This window comes from Bacillus sp. PK3-067 (assembly GCF_056738645.1).
In genome coordinates, this window is sequence record NZ_CP096490.1 from 3,964,740 (window position 1) to 3,990,502 (window position 25,763).

At 35.7% G+C, this 25,763-nt stretch carries 27 protein-coding genes; 5 read left to right on the forward strand and 22 right to left on the reverse strand.

Annotated elements, in window-relative coordinates; all coding sequences use genetic code 11:
* Positions 1 to 25 precede the first annotated feature (25 nt).
* From M1D73_RS20210 to M1D73_RS20220, 3 genes are all read right to left on the reverse strand, one after another.
* A complete protein-coding gene (locus tag M1D73_RS20210; RefSeq protein ID WP_000246467.1) occupies positions 26 to 532 on the reverse strand; it encodes an RsfA family transcriptional regulator in 507 nt (168 codons plus the stop codon).
* A 129-nt stretch (positions 533 to 661) separates the two neighbouring features.
* On the reverse strand, positions 662 to 835 hold the full coding sequence (rpmF, locus tag M1D73_RS20215) for a 50S ribosomal protein L32 (RefSeq protein ID WP_001984764.1): 174 nt from the start codon (positions 833 to 835) through the stop codon (positions 662 to 664).
* 61 nt (positions 836 to 896) lie between these two features.
* The gene (locus M1D73_RS20220) at positions 897 to 1,397 is read right to left on the reverse strand and encodes a YceD family protein (RefSeq protein ID WP_000872149.1); all 501 of its coding nucleotides are present in this window, start codon (positions 1,395 to 1,397) and stop codon (positions 897 to 899) included.
* Positions 1,398 to 1,610: 213 nt separating this feature from the next.
* Between M1D73_RS20220 and M1D73_RS20225 the strand changes: the two genes are divergently transcribed.
* Positions 1,611 to 2,792 carry a nucleotidyltransferase gene (locus tag M1D73_RS20225; RefSeq protein ID WP_002164444.1) on the forward strand — a complete coding sequence of 394 codons (1,182 nt, stop codon included), beginning with the start codon at positions 1,611 to 1,613 and terminating at the stop codon, positions 2,790 to 2,792.
* A gap of 9 nt (positions 2,793 to 2,801) precedes the next feature.
* Here M1D73_RS20225 and M1D73_RS20230 read toward each other — a convergent pair whose 3' ends face one another.
* Together M1D73_RS20230 and M1D73_RS20235 are read right to left on the reverse strand one after the other, a co-directional pair.
* Entirely contained in the window at positions 2,802 to 3,839 is a 1,038-nt protein-coding gene (locus tag M1D73_RS20230; protein WP_000476281.1) for a SepM family pheromone-processing serine protease, read from the reverse strand.
* Positions 3,832 to 4,623, reverse strand: a complete 792-nt coding sequence (locus tag M1D73_RS20235) for a patatin-like phospholipase family protein (protein ID WP_000662588.1) — start codon at positions 4,621 to 4,623, stop codon at positions 3,832 to 3,834. The genes M1D73_RS20230 and M1D73_RS20235 overlap by 8 nt, the downstream gene beginning before the upstream one ends.
* Before the next feature lie 113 nt (positions 4,624 to 4,736).
* Here M1D73_RS20235 and ylbJ point away from each other — a divergent pair, with 113 nt between their 5' ends.
* Positions 4,737 to 5,966: a sporulation integral membrane protein YlbJ gene (ylbJ, locus tag M1D73_RS20240; protein ID WP_000273082.1), complete on the forward strand. Its 1,230-nt coding sequence runs from the start codon at positions 4,737 to 4,739 to the stop codon at positions 5,964 to 5,966.
* Here ylbJ and coaD read toward each other — a convergent pair.
* On the reverse strand, positions 5,958 to 6,449 hold the full coding sequence (coaD, locus tag M1D73_RS20245; protein ID WP_000200601.1) for a pantetheine-phosphate adenylyltransferase: 492 nt from the start codon (positions 6,447 to 6,449) through the stop codon (positions 5,958 to 5,960). The two genes, ylbJ and coaD, sit on opposite strands and share 9 nt — an antisense overlap.
* A complete protein-coding gene (gene rsmD, locus M1D73_RS20250) occupies positions 6,446 to 7,012 on the reverse strand; it encodes a 16S rRNA (guanine(966)-N(2))-methyltransferase RsmD (protein ID WP_001266978.1) in 567 nt (188 codons plus the stop codon). Before rsmD ends, coaD begins: the two co-directional genes overlap by 4 nt.
* 498 nt (positions 7,013 to 7,510) lie before the next feature.
* On the opposite strand from rsmD, the gene M1D73_RS20255 reads away from it, so the two are divergent.
* Complete coding sequence (locus M1D73_RS20255) at positions 7,511 to 7,900, forward strand: DUF7147 family protein (RefSeq protein ID WP_000616017.1); 390 nt, start codon at positions 7,511 to 7,513, stop codon at positions 7,898 to 7,900.
* 54 nt (positions 7,901 to 7,954) lie between these two features.
* Here M1D73_RS20255 and M1D73_RS20260 read toward each other — a convergent pair whose 3' ends face one another.
* From M1D73_RS20260 to M1D73_RS20285, 6 genes are all read right to left on the reverse strand, one after another.
* The gene (locus tag M1D73_RS20260; protein ID WP_002082261.1) at positions 7,955 to 8,221 is read right to left on the reverse strand and encodes a YlbG family protein; all 267 of its coding nucleotides are present in this window, start codon (positions 8,219 to 8,221) and stop codon (positions 7,955 to 7,957) included.
* Between the two features lie 126 nt (positions 8,222 to 8,347).
* On the reverse strand, positions 8,348 to 8,800 hold the full coding sequence (locus tag M1D73_RS20265; protein WP_000634366.1) for a YlbF/YmcA family competence regulator: 453 nt from the start codon (positions 8,798 to 8,800) through the stop codon (positions 8,348 to 8,350).
* Positions 8,801 to 8,914: 114 nt separating this feature from the next.
* Complete coding sequence (locus M1D73_RS20270) at positions 8,915 to 9,487, reverse strand: histidine phosphatase family protein (protein WP_000134946.1); 573 nt, start codon at positions 9,485 to 9,487, stop codon at positions 8,915 to 8,917.
* Positions 9,488 to 9,563: 76 nt separating this feature from the next.
* Positions 9,564 to 9,809, reverse strand: a complete 246-nt coding sequence (locus tag M1D73_RS20275; RefSeq protein ID WP_001200990.1) for a YlbE-like family protein — start codon at positions 9,807 to 9,809, stop codon at positions 9,564 to 9,566.
* 11 nt (positions 9,810 to 9,820) lie between these two features.
* The gene (locus M1D73_RS20280; RefSeq protein ID WP_001143346.1) at positions 9,821 to 10,258 is read right to left on the reverse strand and encodes a YlbD family protein; all 438 of its coding nucleotides are present in this window, start codon (positions 10,256 to 10,258) and stop codon (positions 9,821 to 9,823) included.
* A 187-nt stretch (positions 10,259 to 10,445) separates the two neighbouring features.
* Entirely contained in the window at positions 10,446 to 11,480 is a 1,035-nt protein-coding gene (locus M1D73_RS20285; protein ID WP_000735376.1) for a CAP domain-containing protein, read from the reverse strand.
* A gap of 204 nt (positions 11,481 to 11,684) precedes the next feature.
* Between M1D73_RS20285 and M1D73_RS20290 the strand changes: the two genes are divergently transcribed.
* Positions 11,685 to 12,050 carry a YugN family protein gene (locus M1D73_RS20290; protein ID WP_001160952.1) on the forward strand — a complete coding sequence of 122 codons (366 nt, stop codon included), beginning with the start codon at positions 11,685 to 11,687 and terminating at the stop codon, positions 12,048 to 12,050.
* Between the two features lie 46 nt (positions 12,051 to 12,096).
* On the opposite strand, the gene M1D73_RS20295 is transcribed toward M1D73_RS20290, so the two are convergent.
* The 7 genes from M1D73_RS20295 to ctaB all read right to left on the reverse strand — a co-directional run bounded on the left by M1D73_RS20295 (position 12,097) and on the right by ctaB (position 19,236).
* Positions 12,097 to 13,095: a formamidase gene (locus tag M1D73_RS20295; RefSeq protein WP_000535802.1), complete on the reverse strand. Its 999-nt coding sequence runs from the start codon at positions 13,093 to 13,095 to the stop codon at positions 12,097 to 12,099.
* 233 nt (positions 13,096 to 13,328) lie between these two features.
* On the reverse strand, positions 13,329 to 14,234 hold the full coding sequence (ctaG, locus tag M1D73_RS20300) for a cytochrome c oxidase assembly factor CtaG (protein WP_000069023.1): 906 nt from the start codon (positions 14,232 to 14,234) through the stop codon (positions 13,329 to 13,331).
* Positions 14,235 to 14,314: 80 nt separating this feature from the next.
* Complete coding sequence (gene ctaF / locus M1D73_RS20305; protein ID WP_000985706.1) at positions 14,315 to 14,647, reverse strand: cytochrome c oxidase subunit IVB; 333 nt, start codon at positions 14,645 to 14,647, stop codon at positions 14,315 to 14,317.
* 3 nt (positions 14,648 to 14,650) lie between these two features.
* On the reverse strand, positions 14,651 to 15,274 hold the full coding sequence (gene ctaE, locus M1D73_RS20310; protein ID WP_000557861.1) for a cytochrome c oxidase subunit III: 624 nt from the start codon (positions 15,272 to 15,274) through the stop codon (positions 14,651 to 14,653).
* Positions 15,274 to 17,109 carry a cytochrome c oxidase subunit I gene (gene ctaD, locus M1D73_RS20315; RefSeq protein ID WP_153579316.1) on the reverse strand — a complete coding sequence of 612 codons (1,836 nt, stop codon included), beginning with the start codon at positions 17,107 to 17,109 and terminating at the stop codon, positions 15,274 to 15,276. The genes ctaE and ctaD overlap by 1 nt, the downstream gene beginning before the upstream one ends.
* 60 nt (positions 17,110 to 17,169) lie before the next feature.
* Complete coding sequence (gene coxB, locus M1D73_RS20320; protein ID WP_000745268.1) at positions 17,170 to 18,219, reverse strand: cytochrome c oxidase subunit II; 1,050 nt, start codon at positions 18,217 to 18,219, stop codon at positions 17,170 to 17,172.
* A 93-nt stretch (positions 18,220 to 18,312) separates the two neighbouring features.
* On the reverse strand, positions 18,313 to 19,236 hold the full coding sequence (ctaB, locus tag M1D73_RS20325; RefSeq protein ID WP_001015058.1) for a protoheme IX farnesyltransferase: 924 nt from the start codon (positions 19,234 to 19,236) through the stop codon (positions 18,313 to 18,315).
* A 497-nt stretch (positions 19,237 to 19,733) separates the two neighbouring features.
* On the opposite strand from ctaB, the gene ctaA reads away from it, so the two are divergent.
* Positions 19,734 to 20,669: a heme A synthase gene (ctaA, locus tag M1D73_RS20330; RefSeq protein ID WP_001188743.1), complete on the forward strand. Its 936-nt coding sequence runs from the start codon at positions 19,734 to 19,736 to the stop codon at positions 20,667 to 20,669.
* 85 nt (positions 20,670 to 20,754) lie between these two features.
* On the opposite strand, the gene pyc is transcribed toward ctaA, so the two are convergent.
* Positions 20,755 to 24,201 carry a pyruvate carboxylase gene (gene pyc, locus M1D73_RS20335; protein WP_000164087.1) on the reverse strand — a complete coding sequence of 1,149 codons (3,447 nt, stop codon included), beginning with the start codon at positions 24,199 to 24,201 and terminating at the stop codon, positions 20,755 to 20,757.
* Between the two features lie 331 nt (positions 24,202 to 24,532).
* Positions 24,533 to 25,711 carry an FtsW/RodA/SpoVE family cell cycle protein gene (locus M1D73_RS20340; protein WP_000758402.1) on the reverse strand — a complete coding sequence of 393 codons (1,179 nt, stop codon included), beginning with the start codon at positions 25,709 to 25,711 and terminating at the stop codon, positions 24,533 to 24,535.
* Positions 25,712 to 25,763: the final 52 nt, after the last annotated feature.

A 25,763-nucleotide genomic window follows, 5' to 3' on the forward strand; every position in this document is an offset into this window, starting at 1 on the left:
AAAACAGCTGTATAACAGCTGTTTTTTATTTCTTAAGCTTCTCTAACTTCTCATTCGAGCGAGCATTGTTTCTTTCCGCTACCATTACACTTCTTTTTTGATCGATATAATCAAGTAATGTTCTATACTCTTCTTCATATACTGATAATCGCTCCAGAAGGCGCTCTCTTTCTGTTTGTAATGATTCAACTTGTTGTTGCAACACCGTTAAAGAGTTTTCATCTTTATAATTTTGCAAGAAATCAATAACATCATTCAACGTAATTGACGTAGGTTCTAACACCTTTGTCTCTTTCACTTCATAATGTTCTACTTTACGAAGTTGCTTTGCTTCCTCAATACGTTCTTTATATTGCTTTCTTACGTAAGAATTCCATCTAAACCCACATGCTGCTGGTGTACGAGATAAATTTTTTCCCACTTCCTTAAAGGCAGAAAGTTGTGTTCCACCTTCTCGAATATGCCGGAGTACTACTTCTGCCAGAAGCAAATCTTCATCATCAGTCCAAGCATCTTGTCTTGTTGTCGCCATCTCACTAGTCCTCCCTATGCATTTTTTATTAAGCATATGCAGTTACTAGAAAAGATAGAATACAACAACTAAAGATTAAGACAAAAAAAATAAACGCAGAAGATATCTTCTGCGTTTATTTTCCCGCAATTACTTGCTGATTACTTCTTTACCTTTGTAAGTACCGCATGCTTTACATACACGGTGAGCTAATTTCGCTTCACCACAGCTTGGGCACTCTACCATACCAGGTACTGATAATTTGAAATGCGTACGACGCTTTCTTTTTACTGTTTTAGAAGTTCTTCTAAAAGGTACAGCCATTCTTCCCACCTCCTTAAAAGAAATAGTTATTTTCATATGAAGGCCTGAACCAGTCTTCCGATTATTTGTCAAAAAACTTTGCAAGTCCTGCCAATCTTGGATCAACAGTCTTTTCTTTGTCTTCTTCCGAAATCACTTGCCAGTCTTGACCTTGCGTCGGTGCTCCACCAGAAACATCATCACTGAAAATTTGCATTGGAATCTCCAAAAGTATATTTTCCTTGATTACGGGCAGTAAGTCAAGTACTTCTCCTTCTAAAGAATGAATTTCAGCTTCAGTTTCAAATTCTTCTTGTGAAGTTTGGAACACCTCAGTTGTTTTAATGTCAAATGGTAATGTCACATCTACTAAAGAGCGAGAACATGGTAAAACCATGCTTCCAGTTATATGTAGATGAAACGTAAACTTACCGGAGCCAAAATCAACTCTTCCCGTTACATGAACAGGATTAATTTCACGAATATCTTTCTCGACCTCTTTTAGCTCACTTACATCTACCATCTCATCCAATGTCAATCCTTTATTTCTCAATTTATTCAATTGATGGATGGACCATTTCATATCATATCACCTCAAGGCAACAAACAAAATTATAGCTAGCCATTTTATATTTGTCAATGTTTTTTCTTTACACTATAATGAAGTCATCATAGTAAATAATATATAGAGTATCACGTTTTTCAAAAAGATGCTACATCGAAAGGAGAGATTACCATAAAAGCTGGTGGTATTGTTGTTGAATATAACCCTTTTCATAACGGTCATCTTTATCATGTGCAACAGACAAAAAAGTTAACACAATCCGATATAATAATTGCCGTTATGAGTGGTCCTTTTTTACAGCGTGGTGAGCCCGCACTCATTTCCAAATGGTATCGCACTAAAATGGCCTTAGCAAACGGCGTAGACCTTGTTGTAGAGCTTCCATACGTCTTTGCAACACAAAAGGCTGAAACCTTCGCAAATGGTGCTATTTCCATTTTAAATGCCCTACGTGTTTCCGAAATTTGTTTCGGTAGTGAGGATGGACAAATCGAAAATTTTTATAATACCATCTCCATACAAAAAAACGAAGAAGAGACTTTTAACTGCCTTGTAAAACAATTCATGGACGCTGGTAATAGTTATGCAAAAGCAACATCGGATGCTTTCTCACACATTTTAACATCTGAAAAAAACATAGATATGTCACAACCAAATAATATTTTAGGCTTCCAATATATGAAAGCAATTCTGTCACAAAATAGCTCTATACAAGCTCAAACTATAAAAAGATTTGCCTCTCATTATCATGATGAAACATTTAATGACCAACATATTGCAAGCGCGACAAGCATCCGAAAACAACTCTTTAGCGAAGAAGGATTATTTACAACAATTGAACCTTTTCTCCCACAGGCAACCACTTCGCTTTTAGCAAATTACAAACAAAACTACGGGATATTACATAATTGGGAACAATACTTTTCATTTTTTAAATATAGACTCATGACGATGTCTCCAGGGGACTTACGACATATATATGAAATAGAAGAAGGTTTAGAGCATCGTATTTTATCAAAAATACAAAACAGTTCCTCCTTCTATTCATTCATGGAAGCATTAAAAACAAAACGTTATACATGGACTAGATTACAAAGAGCTTGTACACACATTTTAACAAACACAACAAAAGAGGATATACGTAGCGCAAATATAGAACAACACGCACCATATATTCGCCTGCTAGGCATGTCACAAAAAGGACAAACTTACCTTTCAAAAAATAAGAAAAAAATCGAACTTCCAATCCTTACTCATACAAAAACATTCGACCATGCCGCTTTAGATATAGAGAAAAAAGCAAACTCTGTATATTTCTCCATCATGCACGAACCGTTACGCACACAACTATTAAAACAGGATATAACACACCATCCTATTCGCTATGATGAAACAACTACAAAATTCCTATAAAAAACCTCTCTATTTCAGAGAGGTTTTTTCCTTATCCATCTTTTCTAAATATGTTAACGCATCATCCAGCGTATCCACTGGTACAATTTTCATTTTTGTTTTAATATCCTTTGCAGTCTCAAGTGCATCTTTATAGTTCGATTTCTCCGCACCTTTTTCATTTGGCGCAAAGAACACTTCAGCCCCAGCATCGCTAGCAGCCACCACTTTTTGATTTATACCACCAATCGGGCCCACTTCTCCTTTTTCATTAATTGTACCTGTTCCAGCTATTTCATGTCCTTTCGTTAAGTCTTCTTCCACAAGTTGATTATATATTTCTAATGTGAACATTAAACCTGCGGATGGTCCACCAATTTCATTAGAATTAATTTTCACTTTCGGATCGACCACTAGTTCTCTTTCCGTAACGATAGAAACACCTATACCGACACGTCCATTCCCATTAGGAATCGTCTTTACATTTAAATTCTCTTTCAATTGTTTTCCATTTCTCATGTACTCAATACTTACAGCATCATTTTCTTTTTTCCCTGTCATATATTCAATAAATTGCTCCGTCTTTTCAAATGTTTTTCCGTCAACAGCTATAATAACATCACCAAGCTTAAGCTTTCCTTCTGACGGCATTCCTTTTGCCACACCAGCAACTAATACACCTTTATTTTCAAAAGATACTGAGCGATTTGCACGTTTATATGCATTATAAATCGCTGCATTTTGTGAATCTTTCATCGCATAATTTTGGCGAAATTGATATTCTTCATCACTCTCACCTTTTTGCAATATTTCTTCCGCTTTCGAAATATGTGTATATTTATTAAACTGTGCCGCTATTAAATTCACCACATTTGCTGGTCCCATTGAAACCGTAACAAGCATAAAATCACCAGATTCTTTCGTTCCACCCTCAACTTGAACATAAGGCTCTAATTTGGCAGCCATTCCTGGTTTTGTTATATAATACGGTAAACGTACGTAAACAAGTAACATCGCCAATATAACCCCTATTAAGATTGCATATATAAACCGAAAACGCTTAAACATTATGTTTCTCCTTCCACTGCTCAATTAATAAATAAATATTTGAAATATGTTTTTCTGCTTCTACTTCTCCAACTCGAATAATGTCTTCAATGTTTGTAAAAGCACGTGAACTAAATTGCTCTACAGCTGGTCGCATCATTAAATCCGATGCAATTTGCCGATTCATTACAAGCTCATGCTGCATAATTTCAATACTTTGCATGATTACGTCATAAATGGACGTAACATCGCCATTTACCTTAATTGGAGATACATCAACAGCGATAACAATATCGGCCCCTAACTCTTTCACAACCGATACTGGGATGCGATCAATGACTCCACCATCCACTAATAATCTTCCATCTATTTTTTCTGGTACAAACACTCCAGGAACAGATATGCTAGCCCTCACCGCATCTGCAACTGGCCCACTTGTAAAAACCACTTTTTCCCCCTTCAATATGTCAGTAGCCACAACAGCCGTCGGGATATCTAACTCTTCTAAATTTTTATTATATGTAAACATTTTAATCATATCTTTGACACGTTTTCCAGCAATAAATCCCATTTTCGGTACCGTGAAATCTAAATAATACTTCCGCTTAAAAACAGATGCTAATTTATACAATCTTTCAACGTTACTACTTGCCGCATAAAACGTACCTATTAGCGCCCCCATACTACTTCCTGCAATCATGTGAATAGGGATACCCGCTTCCCTTAAAACCTTTATTACACCAATATGAGCAAACCCTTTCGCTCCTCCAGACCCAAGTGCTAAACCAATCTTTGGTTCTTTCATTTTTCTCACCCTTTAATTTTTTTCATTCCTTTTTCATACTTATGGTCTAAATTCACTACGTATCCACGTATACTGAAATGAACGTTTTTTGGGACAAAGGGGGATTTACTTACATGTATGAAAAATGGAAAACCGCTTTCCTTACCATATCAACGCTATTTTTAACCTTTTCTCTTGTACTCCACCCCCAAGCCGCTTTGCAAGCTTCTATTCGCGGGTTAAATATATGGTGGGAAGTTGTATTCCCTTCACTACTACCGTTTTTCATCATTGCGGAACTTCTAATTAGTATCGGTGTTGTAAAATTTATTGGCGTTATATTAGAACCACTCATGCGCCCACTTTTTCGCGTTCCAGGGATAGGCGGATTTGTTTGGGCGATGGGAATGGCTTCTGGTTTCCCTGCAGGCGCCAAATTAAGCGCTAGACTACGAAAAAGCAATCTTTTAACTCAGATTGAAGCAGAGCGCCTCGTTTCTTTCACAAATTCTTCTAATCCACTTTTTATTTTCGGTGCTGTGTCTATCGGTTTTTTTAATAATCCGAAATTAGGAATTATATTAGCCGCTGCCCATTATTTCAGTAACTTTGCTGTCGGATTAATTATGCGTTTTTACGGCGATAATACCGCTTACAAAATTAATACACACACTACAAAAAAACGTCGCTTTCAAAACCCTTTTTTAATCCTTCACGAGACACGCTTACAAGAAAAAAGACCAATTGGTAAATTACTTGGGGATGCCATTGTTTCTTCTATTCAAACATTACTTATGATTGGCGGATTTATTATTTTATTCTCTGTGTTAAATAAAATGATTACTGTATTTCACATTACAGCAGCTCTTTCTTTTATTATGCAACATATTTTATCATTCTTCCAACTAAGTACAGATTTTAGTATACCTATATTATCAGGTATTTTCGAAATGACACTCGGAAGCCAAATGATTAGTCAAATAAATGAAACACCGCTCTTACAACAAGCTATGGTAACAAGCTTCATTTTAGCATTTAGTGGTCTTTCTATTCAGGCACAAGTTGCTAGCATATTAGCTGAAACAGATATCCGATTTAAACCCTATTTTTTCGCACGAATTATTCAAAGTATTCTTGCCCCTATTTTTACATTTGTATTTTGGACACCATTTTATGAGAAAGTGAGTTCTTTCTCGCCTATGCCAAAAGATATTCCTGTATTTTTATCCGAACATCCTTCTATACTACATGAAATTTGGACATCTTTTATACATTATGGACCAATTTTCACATTATTTTGTCTATACTTATATGTTATTTTATTATTTTTGCGCACATATAAAGAAAAACCCCGTTCACTTTAACGGGGTTTGAAACTTTTCTTTTAAAGCACGTTCTACAATAGGAGGTACAAGATCTACTACACTTCCTCCATACCTCGCAACTTCTTTTACAATACTCGAGCTTAAAAATGAATATTGATTGTTTGTCATAATAAAAAATGTTTCAATATTTTCATCTAATTTTCGATTCATAGAAGTAATTTGCATCTCATATTCAAAATCAGAAACTGCTCGTAAACCACGTAATATTGCATTTGCATTACGCATTTTTGCATACTCTACTAATAGCCCACTATGTGAATCTACTTTTACATTCGGGATATCCTTTGTCGCTTCTCGAATTAATTCTAATCGCTCTTCAACTGAAAAGAATGGTTTTTTTGATGAATTGTTTAAAACGACTACGTACACCTCATCAAATACTTTTGCTCCCCTTTTAATAATATCCAGATGCCCAAGGGTAATTGGATCAAAACTTCCTGAAGAAATAGCTATACTTGTCATTCTGTCCCCTCACCTTCATACTTATAAATCGATATTGCAGTAATCCCATAATTCTCAGCTCGTACTTTTACAAGCCTTCCTATTGAATTAGGTAAAACTACATCATTACCATGCTCTGCCATAATTAATCCATCACTATGTAGCAATCCATGTTGATCCATTATACTAATTAAAGATACAATTTTTTGCTCTTTATATGGAGGATCTATCAATATAAGATCGAATGACATTTCACGTTTTATTAGCGCCTTTACTGCACGTTCAGCATCATTTCGATATACTTCAGCTTGTTCCTGTACTCTACAACTTTCTAAATTTTGATGAATTACTTTTATCGCTTTACTATCCCGATCAACAAAAATTGCTTTATCAATCCCTCTGCTCAAAGCCTCAATTCCAAGACCACCACTACCACCAAATAAATCAAGGGCGATACCACCATCAAAATAAGGACCTATCATATTAAAAATAGATTCTTTTACTTTATCTGTCGTTGGACGTGTTGTATTACCAGGAACCGCTTTAAGTGGGTGTCCTTTACATTTTCCTGAAACTACTCTCATCTGTTGTCACTACCTTTATTTCAATCTATCGAGCGATTATAGAAAGCCATTCCCACTTCGGTAACCGTTAACAAACCACATTCACCTAACTATAGGAAAACTCGGCCTCAAATAACCTCTCGTTATTTTTATATATTCATCTCATCATTCACTAATATGAACCCAATATGTATATTAGTTCCACTTTATCTTTTTTATCCTATCACAAAATAAAAAAAAGAAAAATAAAAAGCCCAACATAAAATTTAATTTCATTATGTATATCTTCATTTAGATTGGACATAAATAATTATAACAACATCACCTTCGATGTTGTTGCCAACCGCGGAGAAGACTTACGTTTCCCCATAAGTTCTTCCTCCGGTTTCTCCTCTCCCTTTGCCTTCTTACTAGTACATGCTAGTATAAGAAGGGCCCTGCTATGCAGGGTTTTTTTTCTTTGTGTGCTTTTCATTTAAAAAGTGAAATGGTACAGTAAAAGAAAGAGGAGGAAAAGATATGATTCAACGCTTTATAGAACTTGGAGAAGGCTACTCTGATTTATATGAATTACTTGAAATTGCCAAAACAAATCAAGAACGTATAGCACATATGTTACAATTTGAAACGATAAAAAACGATAAAAAAGTATGTTCGCTTGTTGTAATATTAAAACCAACTACTACTGGTGATTTCCAACCATTATACATATGTCGTGAAGGCATTCCTGTATTTGAAAATAAAAAAAGTAAACGTGTCATTTTATTTGAAGAAACGGCAGAACAACTCGGAAAAAAAGTGGCTACCTTTACTGTAAAACCATCTACAACTTTCCCAGAAAAAGAACTATTTTTTAATCATTTAATTGGTATTTTACGAATGAACAATTTCATTCCTCCGATGAAATAACACGTTATTTCAAGTGAAAAATCCCCGGCTAAATTTAGCCGGGGATTTTTTCTATTAGCTATAATCGTATTCTTTTGCTCGATCAGGACGGGAATTTTCAAATTCCGTTTTTAAATACGGGCGATACGACTGTTCTATCTTTTTCACAAAAGGAAGTTTGTTCAACTTATGCATCATATGCTCAATTTGTTCCATATCACAATATACTACAGCATATTTTAATCGTTTTGATATGTAATGTATGTTACCATATTTCCTTAAAATCTTGGCATGTTTCAATGAATGTAAATAAACAATCATACTTTGTCGTTGCCCGAACATAATCTTCTCCATCTTCTCCTTTTAAAAACATATATTTTATATTCTATGAAAACCAATCAGAAATTTATAACATTACAGGACAAACTCTGTATACGTTTTCTTCCAACTTCTAAAAAACGGGGTACATCACCCCGTTTTTTTACAACCACAACCTCCGCCAGTACCACAACCTCCACCACAGCCACCAGCATCAAAGAATGGATTTCCTGTTGGCACTTTAATGGAAGAAGACACTTCCGAACCGATTGCTACACTAACTTCGTCTAATAACTTCTGCAAAGCAGTTTCTGCTCTTTTAAAAGCTGCAACCTTATCATGTAAGTCCACAGAACGCTTTAATTCTCTCATTTTCATTGACACGGTAGTATAGTCAGGATGGTATTTTCCAAAACGCTGTACTTCCTCATACCGTTCTTTCATCGCTGTAAATTGCTGAATGAGCGTCTGAAGTTCCATATCTTCATGTAATTCTCTATAATACTTACGATAATCTTCTGCTATATCTGAACAGATAATCGCTTTTGCAAGCTGCTCTGCCTTATCTAATATTAATACGCTTTCTAGCGTCGCTACAATCATGAGAGACACCTCCGAGTATCCATCATACCACATTTAGATTAGAACTACTAATTGAAGTGACTTACTCAAAAGAAAGATATAATGAAACTATTTTTACACTATATCCGTACACACTTATACATTAATATGTTCCGCTATATTATATTTAAGAACATCCCACTTTCCACTATTTTGTTTCACATAACTAATACACGCATTTTTTAATGGTGTCTTAAATGTAATTTCATCTGGTTCAATGGCATGTAAAATCGCTTTTATCGCGTGTGAGTGAGCAACAATAATAATACGTTTGCCAAAATGAGTTGTCGCAACATCTTCTAAAGCAGCAAAGCAACGAGCTACAATCTCTTCATCTCGCTCCATACCTTCTACTTTACCTTCAGCAATCAACTCTCTAACAGCCGCAACCGGCTTCCCTGAAGCTTCTCCAAAATTCCGTTCAACAAATCGCTCATCTAATAAAATCGATTGTAATCCAACTGTCTTTGCAATTTCATTAGCCGTTTCTTGCGCTCTAATTAACGGGCTACTTATAATGATATCCCACGTTTCTTCTTGTAAAGCAGCTGCACTCTGACTCGCTTGCTTCTTACCAACTTCATTAAGCGGAATATCTTCTCGTCCCTGAATAATTTCTTGAAAATTCCAATCAGTTTGTCCATGTCGTACTAAACAAATTTCCGTCATGCTGCAACTCCTTTTTAAATAATCAACCTCTATTGTAACAAAAGTTCTGCATGACGGACATATTTTTCACTTCCAATTAGGTTGCATTTTGTTGCTTCATATACTGAAACATATCAATCATGATCGAAGCAACGGCCAATTGATTTTGAAACTTTTCCACTTTATCTGGTATTGTTTTTTTGAAATGTTGCATCGCCGCTAACTCAAAAGCCTCTTTTTCTTCAGGATTTCGTGTTAATTTTCTATACCAGTACGGTTGCTCTCTAATATAGCGAGATAAATCCTCATCAGCCTTTATAAACTCCATAATTTCTGCTCTCATCATCTTTCCCCCTAATCCTTTTGAAAGAAAAATGGGTTATTTTCTGAAGTACTTTGCTCTTGCTGCGTACGGTTACCTTGAAATTGCTGAATAACTTGTTGCACGCTCCCAATTGCACTCGTCACATTGGCTAAATGGTTCTGCATTTGTTCCACGTCCAACTTTTTAAAAAAAGAAAGCATTTGCCCCATCACATCAGCAGTTTTTTCCTCTTCAGTTCGATTATCTTTTTCTTTTTTATTTTCTTTTACCGAAGAAAACGCAGGCGCTCCATCCGGTCTATAAGTTGCCCATATTGGATCTTCTTCACCAAGTAAGTACCATTCTTCATAAAATTGTTGCCATGTTTTATGACCACTTCTAACCTCATGAACCATTTTAGGGTGATGGTTTACAAATTCTTTAAACTGTTGAACCGATGGATGTAACGGTCCTTTTGTTGTTGGCATAATCCTCACCTCTCCATGTATATCTACTATATAGTAAGAAAAAAAAGGCGCATGGTTCGCCTATTTTTAGACGATTCATGCACCTTTTTTTCTGCTATTTGCATACGGTCAGATTCCCACCTACAATTCAGTGAATACGAAGTAACTAATTTGGTGATGTTAACACCCCACCGCTTACAATTTCACTTTATTTTCGAATAAAGTTTTGTGTATAAAATTTATCGTATACACCCACACCTAATCCTGTAAATTGTTCATTTAATAAATTCTTTCTATGCCCCTCACTATTTAACCAACCTTGCACTGCCGCAATTCCATCACTATGTTGAGCCGCTATGTTCTCACCAGCAAGTTGAAATCCTACTTTCCCGCGCTGCAAGCGATCTCCTAGTGTACCTAATGTAGGTGAGTCATGAGAAAAATAATTATTGTCTTTCATATCTTTGCTGTGACCAACAGCAACATCTGCTGTTTCCTGATCCCATGTTAATAATGGTAATTTATGACGACCTCGAATGATATTTGTTAAATCAAAAATTTGTTGCATATTCCCATTTTCTACTTGTTTTATTTTTTCTGGAGTCAATGGTTGTTCTGCTATTAATTCACCTGAATAAACGAGCTGATACGGTCTTTGGCGTAATAAAGTTTCATCATCCATATAACGAACACCAACAAGCTCATGTGTAAATTGATCAAAATACAATTGCGCCCATCCATCTTCTACAGGTATTAACGGTTGTTCCATGACTTCGGTATCAGATAGCTCAAATTGATAACTATTTTTCCCTCTTTTTAATGAAATTTCATGCGAAAGCGGACTTTTTTTATATACTTCTTCATATTTTTCATTTATATAATAAGGTGGAACCTTAACTTGTTCACCAGCTGCGTATGCCGTTACAACTTTACGTTCAGAAACTCCAAATTGAACATACTGAGTTAAATCCTGGTTGTATACCCACCATTCATATCCGTATGCAGATGGCTCTATTCGAGAGGGTTCTCCCCACTTCGCTAATAAGTTTTCAGAGTCTTCACCAATCATATTTAAAACAGTGTCTGAGGAGTCTTCCTTAATTTGCTTTTTCTTTTTCACAATTTTATTTTCTTGCTTTGATTGAGATGGGGTTAATATATATTGTGAAACGAGTAATTTCCCGTATAAATCAACAGCTAAAATTAAAAATGTAATCATTACGATACGCAATAATTTCTTCAAACGATATACCTCCTGAACAAAACATAAAATTGAGATATACACAAATCCTTTTCTTTCTTTTTGTGTGTACCGTACTCTTTTCACTATATCATATTTTTGTGAAAAAAGTCTGGATTATCCCTTTTCTCTCAATATGAATTGCACTTTCTTATTATTCATACTATTATAAAAATAATGGTGTAACATTAAAAAAGGAGGTATTATATGCAATTTACAAATACGCAATTTAATGGAGCCGTCGTTGAATTAACTCTTTTAACTGAAATCATGGAAAACAACCACTTCGTACTTGCCGGACAGTGGGATTATGAGCGAGTTACATACGATTATAAATTTGAAATATTAAAGGATGTTTATTATTTACGAGTGCAAGGAGTTGCTGTTGAAGGTGACATTGGCAGTAGACACGCTGAAGTAAAACTACTTCCCCCCTTATTAGGAAAACATTATTATCCTCACGGCGTTGAATATGGTGATGATGAGACTTTCCCAACGAATGTACTTCAAAAAAGCGAACAACTCCTACAAAATGTCGAAAAAGAGTTAAAAGAATTTCAAATTATTGATTAACAAAAACAAGCGCATCAATATGATGCGCTTGTTTTATTTCCCTTCCCTAAGAATGAATCGTTTTTTTTACTGGATATCCATAAATAGATCCATCTTTTACTTTAATCTCATCTTCCCAAGGAACCTTATATTTACCTTCAGCTAAATCTTTTACAAACGTATATGGATTTTCTTTCACCCCACCAGGAGTTGCTACATATCCTCTTGAACCTAGATTATATATATTATTTTCCAATCCCCATCCTAATCTAGCCTGATCTGCTAGTTCTGGATATACTTCAGCAGTAACAATCTCCCAAGGATTTCGATGTCCCTGTACTAAAGTAGTCCCATCAAAATTACATACTTGTCCTTCACCAAAGTAATAAAATACGCCATCATAACCCGCTAAGTTTACCGACAATGTATACATTAAATTCTGCCATGCATTTGAACGATTGGTTAGCATCCATTGTTCACTAACTTGTGTACTATATCCAGAAATACGAATTAAGACATTTGCACCTTTATAGGCCGCTTCACGAGCTACTTCAGGGAACATGCCATCATGACAAATACAAACAGCTAATTTACTTCCTCCAGGTCCATCACAAACAGGTAAGCCTAAATCTCCAGCTTTCCAAGGCTCGACTGGCACCCAAGGATTTAGCTTACGATACTTCAAAATCATTTCACCTTGTGGATCAATAATAACTGCTGTATTATATGGCTCTCCACCATCAGGATTTTTCTCCATTATTGAAAAAACACCATATACTTTAGATTCTTTACATGCCTCAGCAAATAAGTCTGTTTCTGGCCCAGGCACTGTGCATAAAAATTCTTCTGTAGTCCATTTTTTTGTATTGAGCCCTTGTGTACTATATTCAGGAAATACTATCAATTCTAAACCAGGGTAACCTGATTTGGTCGAATGAATTGTTTTTATGATTTGTTGAATTTGTTTATCAATGTCTGCACGCGATTCTACTACTGGTACTGGATATTGAATTAGTGCTGTCAAAAAACCACTAATCGGCTTTACCATACTTCCACTACTACCCATTTAAACTCCCCCTTAAAATAGTTCGTGTTTATTAAAGATAACAATATATATTTGTAACTCTCTAAAAAACTTGCACTACATATGGAATTATTACGCATGAAAGCTAGTAGTAAATTTTATCTCCACTTTTAGTACACGCCTACACTAACTTAACATAAAAAATTAGAAAATTCAATCTTTTTAAGGTAGCTAAAACTAAGTAAAAAAAGCGCATGGAATCCCATACACTTTTTTTACTTAGTCTGTAAATACGGCGGCAATTGTTGCAACTGCTCCTTATCCTTTTCACGTTCTCTACGTGCCCATCTAAAGAATACATAGCCTATAATTGTACCGTACACTATTTCCTGGACAATTTTCATTATGATACCACCAGTTTGCTGGTCTTGTACGACTGGCATCCAGTGCAAAAATTCTGGTCCCGTTATATTTAAATCTGATAAAGTGCCCGCTGGTACACATAGTTCCATCGCTTTCATCCAAGCAGCCGGATCCGTATACGTTGCAAATAACGGGGCTGTCGCAAAAATGATTAACGCACAAGCAGGCGTTAATAATATGCCATTAGCAAACATATAACCAAGTTTCTTTATATCACTTAATGTTTGATATTCTGGTAATGGATTTAACATCGGCCACCACATCATGATTGCTGTAAAAAACAATATAGCGAGACAAATAGGATGAGCTATTTGACTTTGTTTTACCGTATCAAAAACAACTGGTAAATGATAAAAAGAAAACAGGCCGTTAAATACAAATAACGCAATAAGCGGTTTAGCAAATGCCTTTAATATAATTTGAACAAACTTAAAAGAAGTAATGTAACGATATAACCAAATTGGTATACCAAGCAACAGTAACGGTGGAACTGCAATATACATGACTGCCATTTCAAACATATGAGCACTAAATATAATATGGCCAATTAAATCAATAGGCCCTCCCTTTACAAAATACAAAAGAACAATACCAGTCGTAAAATAAAAAATTTGCTTCTTACTTACCTTCGTCGCATTTTCAAATCGCATTCTATATGGCCCAATAATTAAGAAGTACCCAATAAGAATCGAAAGCATAAATAATAAAAAGATTGGACTCCATAAAGCCTGAAAACCAAATATCCACAAGTTACTCATTTTCACACCTACCTTCGTAAGGTTATCTCATAATATGAAGAGGGAGCTGTGACAACACAAGCTCCCTTATTTTTCACTTTTCAAATCCACACGATTGTCATAAAAGCTAAAATTGTAATTAACCCTATTAGCAGACCAGAGTAAAGAAAGAAACTTGCTGCTTCATGTCCTTTATGACTCATATGCATAAAATAATACAATTGAAAAATTACTTGTACCACTGCTAATAGTAAAATAAACGGTACAGAGAAAATCGGACTAAAAGTTTTTGGATACGCCACCGCTACAAATGCAACTAATGTTAAAAAAATCATTAATGCAAACGTAATAACTTGATGCCTCATTTCCTCCGCACTTTTTCTCTTCCGATAAACAAGATCAACTTTAGGATTATTCGTTTGCTTTATCGCCATTGTTTATCCCACCATTCCCATTAAATATACTACAGTGAAAATAAACACCCAAACTACGTCAATAAAGTGCCAATAAATCGATGCAACATAAAACTTCGGTGCATTGTATAAATTTAGACCTCTCTTCGCATTTCTAAAGATTAATGTTAGAATCCAACATAACCCAAACAATACGTGGAGTCCATGTGTACCAACAAGAGCATAAAACGCAGAGCCAAACGCACTACTTCTCATAGTATGCTTAAATTCATGTGTATAATGATAAAACTCATATATCTCAAACCCTAAAAACCCTAAACCTAGCAATACTGTTACTAGTAACCAAAGCTGCATTTTCTTAAAGTTAAAGTTTTTCATGTGATACATCGCATATACACTCGTTAAGCTACTCGTTAATAAAAGCATCGTCATAATGAAAACGAGTGGCATTTGGAACATCTCTTGAGATGTTGGTCCACCATTTGTAGAATTCTTTAACGCTAAATATGTTCCGAATAAGGAAGCGAACAACACTGTTTCGCCTCCAAGAAATAACCAAAAACCGACAAACTTATTTTTCCCTTCAAGGGTTGCTTTTTCAGGCTCTGCTGGAAATGTTTCATTCGTTAATTTTTCATCTACATGCATTATGCCTTGCCCCCCTTATCCTCTAAATCTTCTTTATGAATATGATACCCATGATCATCAATTACTGAACGTAGGAACATTGCGCCAAATGTAATGATTAAACCAATAATTGCTACTAATAACCAGAACTTATCTTTTCCGCCCTGCATATACATCGCACCAAATGCCGCTATAAACAATCCGAAAGAAATGACAAATGGTGAAAACGAAGGATTTGGCATATGAATATCACCAACTGGTTCCGCTGCTGTCATCTCTTTATTACCTTCACGTTTTTCAATCCAAAACGGATCTAATCCGCGAACAAATGGTAATTGTTTAAAGTTATATTCTGGTGTCGGTGCTGGCATTGTCCATTCTAATGTACGTGCATCCCACGGATCACGACCAGCTTTTTCTTTTGATACTGTCGTTTTAATTACATTGAATAGAAGAACAATCGTTCCAAGAGCCATAAACACCGCTCCGATGGAACTAATCATATTCCCCATTTCCAACCCTTGCCCTTCAAGATATGTGTAGTAACGGCGTGGCATACCAATCAAGCCAAGGAAATGCTGAATAAAGAACGTTAAATGGAAGCCGATAAAGAATAGCCAGAACGTTATCTTTCCTAATGTTTCATTTAATACTTTATTAAACATCAGTGGCCAATAATAATGAGCTCCTGCAAGTAAACCAAATACAACACCGCCAACGATTACATAATGAAAATGCGCTACTACGAAATAGTTATCATGAAATTGATAATCAGCTGGTGCAGATGCTAGCATAACCCCTGTAACTCCACCCATTACGAATGATGGAATGAAAGCTACTGCCCACATCATTGGTGTCGTAAAACGAATACTTCCGCCCCACATTGTAAAGAGCCAGTTGAATATTTTGATACCAGTTGGAACCGCAATCGCCATTGTTGCGACCGAGAAAATAGCATTAGCAACTGGACCAAGTCCAACAGTAAACATATGGTGCGCCCATACCATAAATCCTAAAAATCCAATTAATACAGTCGCAAACACCATCGATGAATAACCAAACAATCGTTTTTTCGAAAATGTCGCGAAGATTTCTGAGAATATTCCGAAAGCTGGGAGTATAAGAATGTATACTTCTGGATGACCGAAAATCCAGAATAAATGCTCCCATATAATTGTATTCCCGCCCAATGCCGGATTAAAGAAACTTGTTCCAAATAAACGATCTAACATTAAAAGTCCTAATCCTACAGTTAACGGCGGAAAAGCGAATAATATAAGCGAAGATGTTACAAATGTCGTCCATGTAAACATCGGCATACGCATGTACGTCATTCCTGGCGCCCGCATATTAATAATGGTTACAAGGAAGTTAATACCTCCAATTAATGTACCAATACCTGAGATTTGCAAGCCGAGTACATAGAAATCAACACCATGACCTTTAGAGGCTAAAGCTAAAGATGCATAAGATGTCCATCCTGCATCAGGTGCTCCACCTAAAAACCAACTTAAATTTAAAAATACTCCACCAAAGAAAAATAACCAAAATCCGAGTGAATTCAAAAACGGGAACGCTACATCACGTGCACCAATTTGAAGTGGTACAGCGGCGTTCATAAATGCAAACACGAGTGGCATAGCTGCGAGGAAAATCATTGTTGTACCGTGCATCGTTAATACTTGATTATAAGCATCCCCAACAAGAAAAGCGTTGTTAGGAATCGCTAATTGAAGGCGAATAAATAGAGCTTCTATTCCGCCTATTACAAAAAACAATCCACCTGCAATTAAATAGAGAATGGCAATCTTTTTATGGTCTACTGTCGTTAAATAATCCCATATGACAGCACCCATCCCCTGTTTTTTTGCTACAGAACTCACGTTTTCAACCTCCCCTTCGCGAATAATCCCTCTTTACTTTTCAACTTTTAACGTTTGTAAGTATGCATTTAATGCATCAATTTGATCATCCGTTAAGTTGCCATATTTGCCAGTCATTTTGTTTCCTGGCTTCATATTTTCAGGATCTTTCAGCCATTTTTTTAAGTTTTCTTCATTGTTTTCGGCAATACCGGCAACCATATCGCGATCCGCAAAGTTTGCTAAGTTTGGTGCGATACGAGCGGAAGGTGGTCTACTATCATTAGATCCAACTGCATGACAACCAATACAGCTTTTATTAAATATTTCTTGGCCCTCTTGCGCCTTTGTTGAAGCTACTTCTTTCTTCCCATCAATCTTCTTCATATCAGCAAGCCATTTTTTGTACTCGCTTTCATCTAAAGCTTTCACTTTAAATTGCATTAAAGAATGTGATGGGCCGCAAAATTCTGTACAAAAACCATTATAAGTGCCCGATTTATCTGCCTTTAACCACATTTTGTTCACATTGTCTGTATTTGTATCCATTTTCCCTGCTAAAGATGGAACCCAAAATGAGTGTTTAATATCGGCACCCTTCAAATTTAAATACACTTTCTTACCTGTGGGGATGACCAAATCTTGCGAAGTTACTATCTTTTCTGATTTATAAGAAAATTCCCACCAATAAAGATTCGCTGTTACATCAACAACGATAGTATCTTTATCAATATTCTTTTTCTCCATCGCACTTACATCAGCAAGTTTGAATGTATATGTAACTGTTGGAACAGCTAAGATTAGTAAAAGAATAATCGGAATAACTGTCCATATAATTTCTAGCTTGTGATTCCCTTCAACTTGCTCTGGAATATAATCTTCCTGACCTTTCTTTTGTCGGAAACGCACAATTACATATAAGAAAATAATAGTAACTACTAGTACTACTCCTACCATGATTGCACTCGCCAGTAGAAGTAAATCATATTGCATTTTTGCTACTTCTCCTTGCGGAATTAAAGTAGATTGAAAGGCTTTACCGCATCCCCCTAACAGTAAAGCCAGCAGTGAAACGAACGAAAGCAGTCGCCACTGTTTCTTCATACAAACAACCCCCACTTTCCTTGTGAATTAGATTGTACTTTATAGTTAAGTAAAGTAAATCTCAACGTAAAGAAATCCAATTATGTCGTTGTCTTAGAAGAATGTAACTACAATCATTGATACAAATAAGATTGTTAAATAATTTAGGGAATAAACAAACATTTGCACGGACCATTTGATGTCATCTTTCTTACGGAAGCCATAAAATCCTAAAACGATCCATCCGATGTTAAGCAGTGTTGCAATTACCATAAATGTTATCCCTAGTCCACTCATATAAAATGGTAGTGGTAATAAACATACTGTCCAAATCATAATTTGGCGTTTCGTAATTTCAAATCCATGAACTACAGGAAGCATTGGAATTCCTGCATTTCGATATTCATCAACACGTTTCATTGCTAATGCAAGGAAATGTGGGATTTGCCAAATAAACATAATTAAAAATAACATCCAAGCAATTGGATGGCCTAAAGATGGATCGATTGCTGCCCATCCAATTAAAGGAGGAACTGCACCAGATATACTACCTACAACAGTATTTAGTGTATACTTTCTCTTTGTCCATAAACTATATAGAACAACATATGTGAAAGCACCAATAAATCCCATTAAGACTGCCATTGGTGTTGTTAATAATAAAAATACAAAACCAAGAAGTAATATGACTAGTCCAAATGTAAGTGCAAATCCTGGTTTATACTTTCCAGTAACCGTTGGACGGGTCTTTGTTCTTTCCATTAATGGATCGATGTCTCGATCAATGTAGTTGTTTAAACAACATACCCCTGCCATAACTAATCCAGAACCAACGATTGTAAAGAATAACTTATCCAGATTGTCCATTACACTTAATCCATTAAAGTGTAATGCCAACCAAAATCCTGTAAATACAGTAAGTGTATTTGAGTTTACAATCCCCATTTTAACGAGTGCTTTTAAATCTTGTAACCGAGTTGTTTCCGGTACACTTGTAACAGCGGACTCATCATGCAGCTCACTTGTTGCATGGTTCATCACTCTAACCCCCTCTTAAAACTTTCATCTTTCTTTTTGCGCATATTTCAAATGAAATAATTCGCTTCTATATAGCAATATTATTACAGTAGAAACATTGTTAACCCATTCTACTACTAATCTACGCCCATACTCCAATATATTAAATCATATTTCCCGAACATTTTGTGAAGAAAACATGAACTTTTTGTGTCGAATAAAAAAAACTTCATTCTGACTTGTCCTTATCATAACATGATGTTACCTTCTATAATAAACTATTTTGTCTTATTTAACACGTATTCTCCCCATTTCTTTTCAAAATAGCCTATTTTTCACCTAAAATTTTCCTTATGAACCCTGTTTTTACACCTATTTTCTCCCCCTTTCCTTCCCCCTCCATTTCTTTGCTATTTTATTATTTTTTATATATCATAGGAACTAGCGCGTTTTATTCTATACATAATGGAATGAAAATATTTCGCAATAACTTCATAGCAGAAAGATGGTGAAAGAGATTGCAACGCTTTATTAAATGGTTAGCAGTCATTACAAGCCTTGATTTATTAATAGTTTTATTAGGAGGCGCTTTAGTTACAAAAACAGGTTCTGGTCAAGGTTGTGGTAAATCATGGCCACTTTGTAACGGTGAATTTGTTCCATCTAATTTATCAATGGAAACTATTATTGAACTTAGCCACCGATTAACATCCGGATCAGCTGGAATTCTTGTCACTCTCCTTTGTATTTTGTCCTGGAAATATTATAAACATGTGCGTGAAACAAAAACGTTAGCAATTTTATCCTTCGTATTTTTAGTTGCACAAGCATTAATGGGAGCAGCAGCAGTTGTTTGGGGCCAAATGCCAGCTGTACTTGCTATCCACTTCGGTATTTCCTTAATTTCATTTGCTTCTGTCATTTTATTAACGTGTCTTATCTTTGAAATTGACCAAAAATTTGATGCACGTTCACTTATTATGGACAAAAAAATGAAATTTCATATTTATGGTGTAACAATTTACAGTTATATCGTCGTCTACACAGGTGCTTTAGTACGTCACGAACGAGCTAGCTTAGCCTGTCCAGACTTTCCTTTATGTAGCAAAAACAGACCTATGCCAACTCAACTACATGAATGGGTTCAAATGGGCCATAGAGTTGCAGCGATGTTAATTTTCGCTTGGATACTATACGCGATGATTCTCGCTATTCGCCATTACAAACAGCAACCTGTCGTATATTGGGGATGGATCATTTCATTTATCCTTGTTACACTTCAAGCTGTAGTAGGAGTTTTAGTTGTATTTACAAACGCTAGTTTAGCAATGGCATTGTTACATTCTCTATTCATTTCTTGCTTGTTTGCCGTACTATGCTATTTAGTTATGTTAGGAACAAGAAGTAAAGTGAATGCAAAAGAAGCCGAATTAACTTCTAAACAAACAAAATAATTTAAAACTAAAATCCCTTGCCAATTCGGCAAGGGATTTTTTGCAATAAAAAAAGAGCTGTATTTTACACAGCTCTTTTTTTATTTTAGTGATCTAATTCAATAAGTAAATCACCCGTTTGAATCGCATCACCATCGTTAACATATACTTTCTTCACTTTACCATTGAACGGCGCTTGAACTGTCGTTTCCATTTTCATCGCTTCTGTAATTGCCATAGAATCGCCTTTTTTCACTTCATCGCCTTCTTTTACAACTACTTTAATTACCGTTCCTGGCATCGTTGCACTAATATGATTTGGATTCTCACGGTTTCCTTTCACACGTTGTGCAACTGTTGCTTTTACACTCTCGTCTTTCACGATAATTTCACGTGGTTGACCGTTAAATTCCAAGTAAAGGACACGATTTCCATCCGGCTGAGGTTCTCCAATTGATACTAGTTTAACCATCAATGTTTTACCCTGTTCAATTTCTACATCAATTTCTTCACCTAGTCTCATACCATAGAAGAACGTCGGTGTATCAAGTACAGATACATTTCCATAAAGCTCAGCAACTTTTTCATAATCCATAAATACTTTTGGATATAAAGCATATGCAACTACATCAAAAATCGTTACTTCGCGTCCAAGTTTATGGAATAATTCTTCTTTTAACGCTTCGAAATCTACTGGCTCTAGTAATTCACCTGGTCTTACTGTTAATGGCTCTTTCCCTTTTAAAATAATCTTTTGTAATTCTTTCGGGAAACCACCGTACGGTTGACCTAAATCACCAGAGAACATTTCAACAACAGATCCTGGGAAGTCCATAGCATGTCCACGCTCTAAAACATCTTGTTCTGTCAGATGGTTTTGAACCATAAATAATGCCATATCACCAACAACTTTTGATGATGGCGTTACTTTTACAATATCTCCAAACATGTCATTCACACGGCGGTACATTACTTTCACTTCATCGAAGCGATCTCCTAAACCAACCGCCTTCGCTTGTTGCTGAAGATTACTATACTGCCCACCCGGCATTTCATGCATATATACCTCTGTATGAGGCGCATTCATACCACTTTCAAACGGTGCATAGTATTTGCGTACATCTTCCCAATAATGAGATAGTTTTTCTAAAGAATCTATATTAACATCTGGTTGTCTTTCGTTTCCACCTAATGCATAGTATAGCGTGTTCGCACTTGGTTGTGACGTTTGACCAGCCATAGAACTCACTGCTACATCGACGATATCAACACCCGCTTCAATTGCCTTCGTATACGTTAATATACCATTTCCACTCGTATCGTGCGTATGCAGGTGAATCGGAATCGACACTGTCTCTTTTAATGCAGAAACTAAATCATATGCTGCATTTGGTTTTAATAAGCCCGCCATATCTTTAATACCTAAAATGTGAGCTCCTGATGCTTCTAACTCTTTTGCTAAATTTTTATAGTAATTTAAATCATATTTACTACGCAGTGGATCATGGATATCCCCTGTGTAGCACATTGTTGCTTCTGCAATTTTACCAGTGTCTCGTACAGCGTCAATTGCAACTCTCATGCCTTCCACCCAGTTTAAGCTATCAAAAATACGGAATACATCAATGCCTGCTTGAGCAGAACATTCCACAAATTTTTGAATTAAATTATCTGGATAGTTTTTGTATCCAACTGCGTTTGAAGAACGAAGTAACATTTGGAATAAAACGTTCGGCATTTTTTCACGAAGATCTAGTAATCGTTCCCATGGATCTTCTTTTAAGAAACGATACGCAACATCAAACGTTGCACCGCCCCACATTTCCGCTGAGAATAGGTTCGGTAACATTCTCGCTGTTGGCTCCGCAATTTGATGTAAATCTTTTGTACGAATACGAGTTGCAAGTAATGACTGGTGTGCATCACGGAATGTTGTATCCGTTAAAAGTACACGTTTTTGATCCTGTACCCATTTTACTAATCCGTCTGCTCCACGCTCGTCCAAAATTTGTTTCGTTCCATTTTGGATTGGCTCTGAATGTTTTAAACATGGAATACGAGCATCTGGGAATATTGGTTTTTCTTTTTTACCTACTCCTGGGAAACCATTTACTGTTACTGTACCAATGTAATTTAACATTTTCGTTCCACGGTCTTTACGTTTCGGGAACAAGAACAATTCAGGTGACGCATCGATAAATGAAGTATCATATTCTCCTGATAAGAAGTTTTTATGTTTTACTACATTCTCTAGGAATGGAATATTTGTTTTAATACCACGAATACGGAATTCTTTTAAGTTACGTTCCATTTTTGCAGCAGCTTGCTCAAAAGTAAGTGCCCAAGTTGTAACTTTTACAAGTAAAGAATCGTAGTACGGTGTAATAACTGCACCTTGGAAGCTATTTCCTGTATCAAGACGTACACCAAAACCACCGCCTGATCGATACGCCATAATTTTTCCTGTATCCGGCATAAAATTATTTAGCGGATCTTCAGTTGTTACACGAGATTGAATTGCAAATCCATGTACAACTACTTCCTCTTGCTTCGGAACACCTACCATTTTGCTATGTAATGAATGTCCATCAGCTATTAAAATTTGTGATTGAACAATATCTACTCCCGTAATCATTTCTGTAATCGTATGTTCTACTTGAACACGTGGATTTACTTCAATAAAGTAAAACTCATCATCTTTTACAAGGAATTCTACTGTTCCTGCATTTAAATAATTTACATTTTTCGTTAACTTCACAGCAGCATCACAAATACGCTGACGCAGATCATCTGAAAGTGATACACTCGGTGCAATTTCTACAACTTTTTGATGACGACGTTGTACAGAACAGTCACGCTCGTATAAATGAACAACATTGCCTTCTTCATCTGCTAAAATTTGTACTTCTATATGTTTAGGTTTTTCAACGAATTTTTCGACGTAAACTTCATCATTACCAAAGGCTGCTTTTGCTTCTGATTTCGCTCGATTATATGATTCTCCTAATTCCTCACTAGTACGCACAATACGCATACCACGACCGCCACCCCCAAGGGATGCTTTAATAATAATCGGGTAATCATACTTTTCAGCAAATTTTTCGACTTCTTCTAATGAATTTACTGGACCATCACTACCAGGTATAACTGGAATTTGTGCTAGCTGCGCTTGTGTTCTTGCTTTCACTTTATCTCCAAACATATCTAAATGCTTACTTTTCGGACCGATAAAGATAATTCCTTCTTCTTCACAACGTTTAGCGAATTGAATATTTTCTGACAAGAAACCATATCCAGGGTGGATTGCATCTACATGATTACTTTTTGCAATCTCAATAATGCCTTCAATATCTAGATAAGCATCAATTGGTTTTTTTCCTTCCCCAACTAAATAGGACTCATCGGCTTTATAGCGATGATAAGAACCACTATCCTCTTTAGAATAGATTGCAACTGTTTTTAATCCAAGTTCCGAACAAGCTCGAAACACACGAATTGCAATCTCTCCACGGTTAGCTACCAATACTTTTTGAATACGTTGCAGCTTTGTCATGATTTTCCCCCTCTACTTTCCTACCACTCTAGAGATAAAATATATACACACCTTAAAAAGCGTGAAGTTCTTCACTTTCCACATTATATTATACTTAGAAAGCTTCACTTTATTTTTATCCATCATACCTTATTTTTTAACAAATGATAAGTTTTCTGTGCAATTTGTTTCACAAAAATAGTATAGCATACCTCTTCCTTTTCTAACAACTTAATTGTATATCACATTAAACTAAATGTGATATATTGTTTAACCAAAAGATATATTAATACATCACATTTAAAACTACTTAAAAATAAAAACACATCATGCTCTAAAGCACAATGTGTTTTTATTTTACAACTACAAGATGTGGTCCATTTTGTTCTTTTTCTTTCATTAATCCATTCTGTTGTTTCTCTTGTCGTTTCACGTGACTAGCAATATTGAGTAGTATCCCCATCGCAAGTAGATTAGCTAATAAAGAACTACCACCGTAACTGACAAACGGTAATGGTACTCCGGTAAGTGGTATTACTCCAGACATACCACCAACATTAATAAACGTTTGAACTCCAAACAAGCTTGCAATTCCGATAGCTATTAAACTTCCAAATGGATCTGTACACTTTTGTGCGACTCTAAATGATCGAATAATTATAAGCAATAAACAAATCAAAATGATTGCTACGCCTATAAAACCAAGTTCTTCCGATATAATTGCCATAATAAAATCCGTTTGTGGTTCTGGTAAATAACCATACTTTTGCACACTATTTCCTAATCCCCTACCATTAAGCCCTCCAGAAGCAATTCCAATAAATGAATTCACCAATTGGAATCCATCCTTTTGAGGATCATTAAACGGATCAAGGAAAACAGAAAAACGTGCCTTTTGATATGGATTTAATGCATAATTGCCAAGAAGATATAGTGCCGGAATCCATACTATAGAAGTTAAAGCAATTCGTTTAATCCATAAGTTAACCTGTACTCCCGAACAAAGGAACATAATTCCTACTGTTCCTGCAATTAACAAATCAGTACCTAAATCATTTTGCTTTAATATTAAAAACATGATTATACCAACACCAATGAGTACTGGACCTGACCCTTTGAAAACAGGTGTATTCGTTTCTTGTCTTTTCGCAAAAAAATGAGCTAATATGAGGATAACCGTTATCTTTACAAATTCCGCAGGCTGTATTCCAAATATCCATCCGTTTGCACCGTTTACTGACTTAGTGAAAAAGGCAGCTGCAGCTAATAAAGCAACACTAGCACCGTAACTCCCCAACAAAAAAATTCGTTTTCTCCAAACTTTATATGGGATAGTAGCAATAATTATTAATACTATTGTCCCAACAACTAAAGTAATTAATTGTCTTTTAAAAAAGAAATTTGCTGGTTTATCAAATCGCGAAATCGCAACAATGGAACTAGAACTATATACCATTATTACTCCCAGCACACATAAGATAACAAGAGGAAGTAACAATGAATAATCCATTGATTTCCATACTTTTTTCATTTCATTTCCTCTTTCTGTTTCAATTTAACTATTGTTGTATTCCATATGTACA

Coding starts and splice junctions, on each gene's coding strand:
- coaD (WP_000200601.1), bottom strand. CDS start 6,449: ATGACAAGTATAGCTATTTCTTCAGGAAGTTTTGATCCAATTACCCTT.
- M1D73_RS20290 (WP_001160952.1), top strand. CDS start 11,685: ATGCAATTTACAAATACGCAATTTAATGGAGCCGTCGTTGAATTAACT.
- M1D73_RS20235 (WP_000662588.1), bottom strand. CDS start 4,623: ATGAAAGAACCAAAGATTGGTTTAGCACTTGGGTCTGGAGGAGCGAAA.
- M1D73_RS20295 (WP_000535802.1), bottom strand. CDS start 13,095: ATGGGTAGTAGTGGAAGTATGGTAAAGCCGATTAGTGGTTTTTTGACA.
- coxB (WP_000745268.1), bottom strand. CDS start 18,219: ATGAAGAAACAGTGGCGACTGCTTTCGTTCGTTTCACTGCTGGCTTTA.
- M1D73_RS20340 (WP_000758402.1), bottom strand. CDS start 25,711: ATGAAAAAAGTATGGAAATCAATGGATTATTCATTGTTACTTCCTCTT.
- rpmF (WP_001984764.1), bottom strand. CDS start 835: ATGGCTGTACCTTTTAGAAGAACTTCTAAAACAGTAAAAAGAAAGCGT.
- M1D73_RS20210 (WP_000246467.1), bottom strand. CDS start 532: ATGGCGACAACAAGACAAGATGCTTGGACTGATGATGAAGATTTGCTT.
- M1D73_RS20265 (WP_000634366.1), bottom strand. CDS start 8,800: ATGATTGTAGCGACGCTAGAAAGCGTATTAATATTAGATAAGGCAGAG.
- M1D73_RS20280 (WP_001143346.1), bottom strand. CDS start 10,258: ATGCCAACAACAAAAGGACCGTTACATCCATCGGTTCAACAGTTTAAA.
- ylbJ (WP_000273082.1), top strand. CDS start 4,737: ATGTATGAAAAATGGAAAACCGCTTTCCTTACCATATCAACGCTATTT.
- ctaG (WP_000069023.1), bottom strand. CDS start 14,234: ATGAGTAACTTGTGGATATTTGGTTTTCAGGCTTTATGGAGTCCAATC.
- M1D73_RS20255 (WP_000616017.1), top strand. CDS start 7,511: ATGATTCAACGCTTTATAGAACTTGGAGAAGGCTACTCTGATTTATAT.
- ctaB (WP_001015058.1), bottom strand. CDS start 19,236: ATGAACCATGCAACAAGTGAGCTGCATGATGAGTCCGCTGTTACAAGT.
- ctaE (WP_000557861.1), bottom strand. CDS start 15,274: ATGCATGTAGATGAAAAATTAACGAATGAAACATTTCCAGCAGAGCCT.
- M1D73_RS20220 (WP_000872149.1), bottom strand. CDS start 1,397: ATGAAATGGTCCATCCATCAATTGAATAAATTGAGAAATAAAGGATTG.
- M1D73_RS20260 (WP_002082261.1), bottom strand. CDS start 8,221: ATGTTCGGGCAACGACAAAGTATGATTGTTTATTTACATTCATTGAAA.
- M1D73_RS20275 (WP_001200990.1), bottom strand. CDS start 9,809: ATGAGAGCAGAAATTATGGAGTTTATAAAGGCTGATGAGGATTTATCT.
- pyc (WP_000164087.1), bottom strand. CDS start 24,201: ATGACAAAGCTGCAACGTATTCAAAAAGTATTGGTAGCTAACCGTGGA.
- rsmD (WP_001266978.1), bottom strand. CDS start 7,012: ATGAGAGTAGTTTCAGGAAAATGTAAAGGACACCCACTTAAAGCGGTT.
- M1D73_RS20270 (WP_000134946.1), bottom strand. CDS start 9,487: ATGACGGAAATTTGTTTAGTACGACATGGACAAACTGATTGGAATTTT.
- ctaF (WP_000985706.1), bottom strand. CDS start 14,647: ATGGCGATAAAGCAAACGAATAATCCTAAAGTTGATCTTGTTTATCGG.
- ctaD (WP_153579316.1), bottom strand. CDS start 17,109: ATGGGTGCTGTCATATGGGATTATTTAACGACAGTAGACCATAAAAAG.
- M1D73_RS20230 (WP_000476281.1), bottom strand. CDS start 3,839: ATGTTTAAGCGTTTTCGGTTTATATATGCAATCTTAATAGGGGTTATA.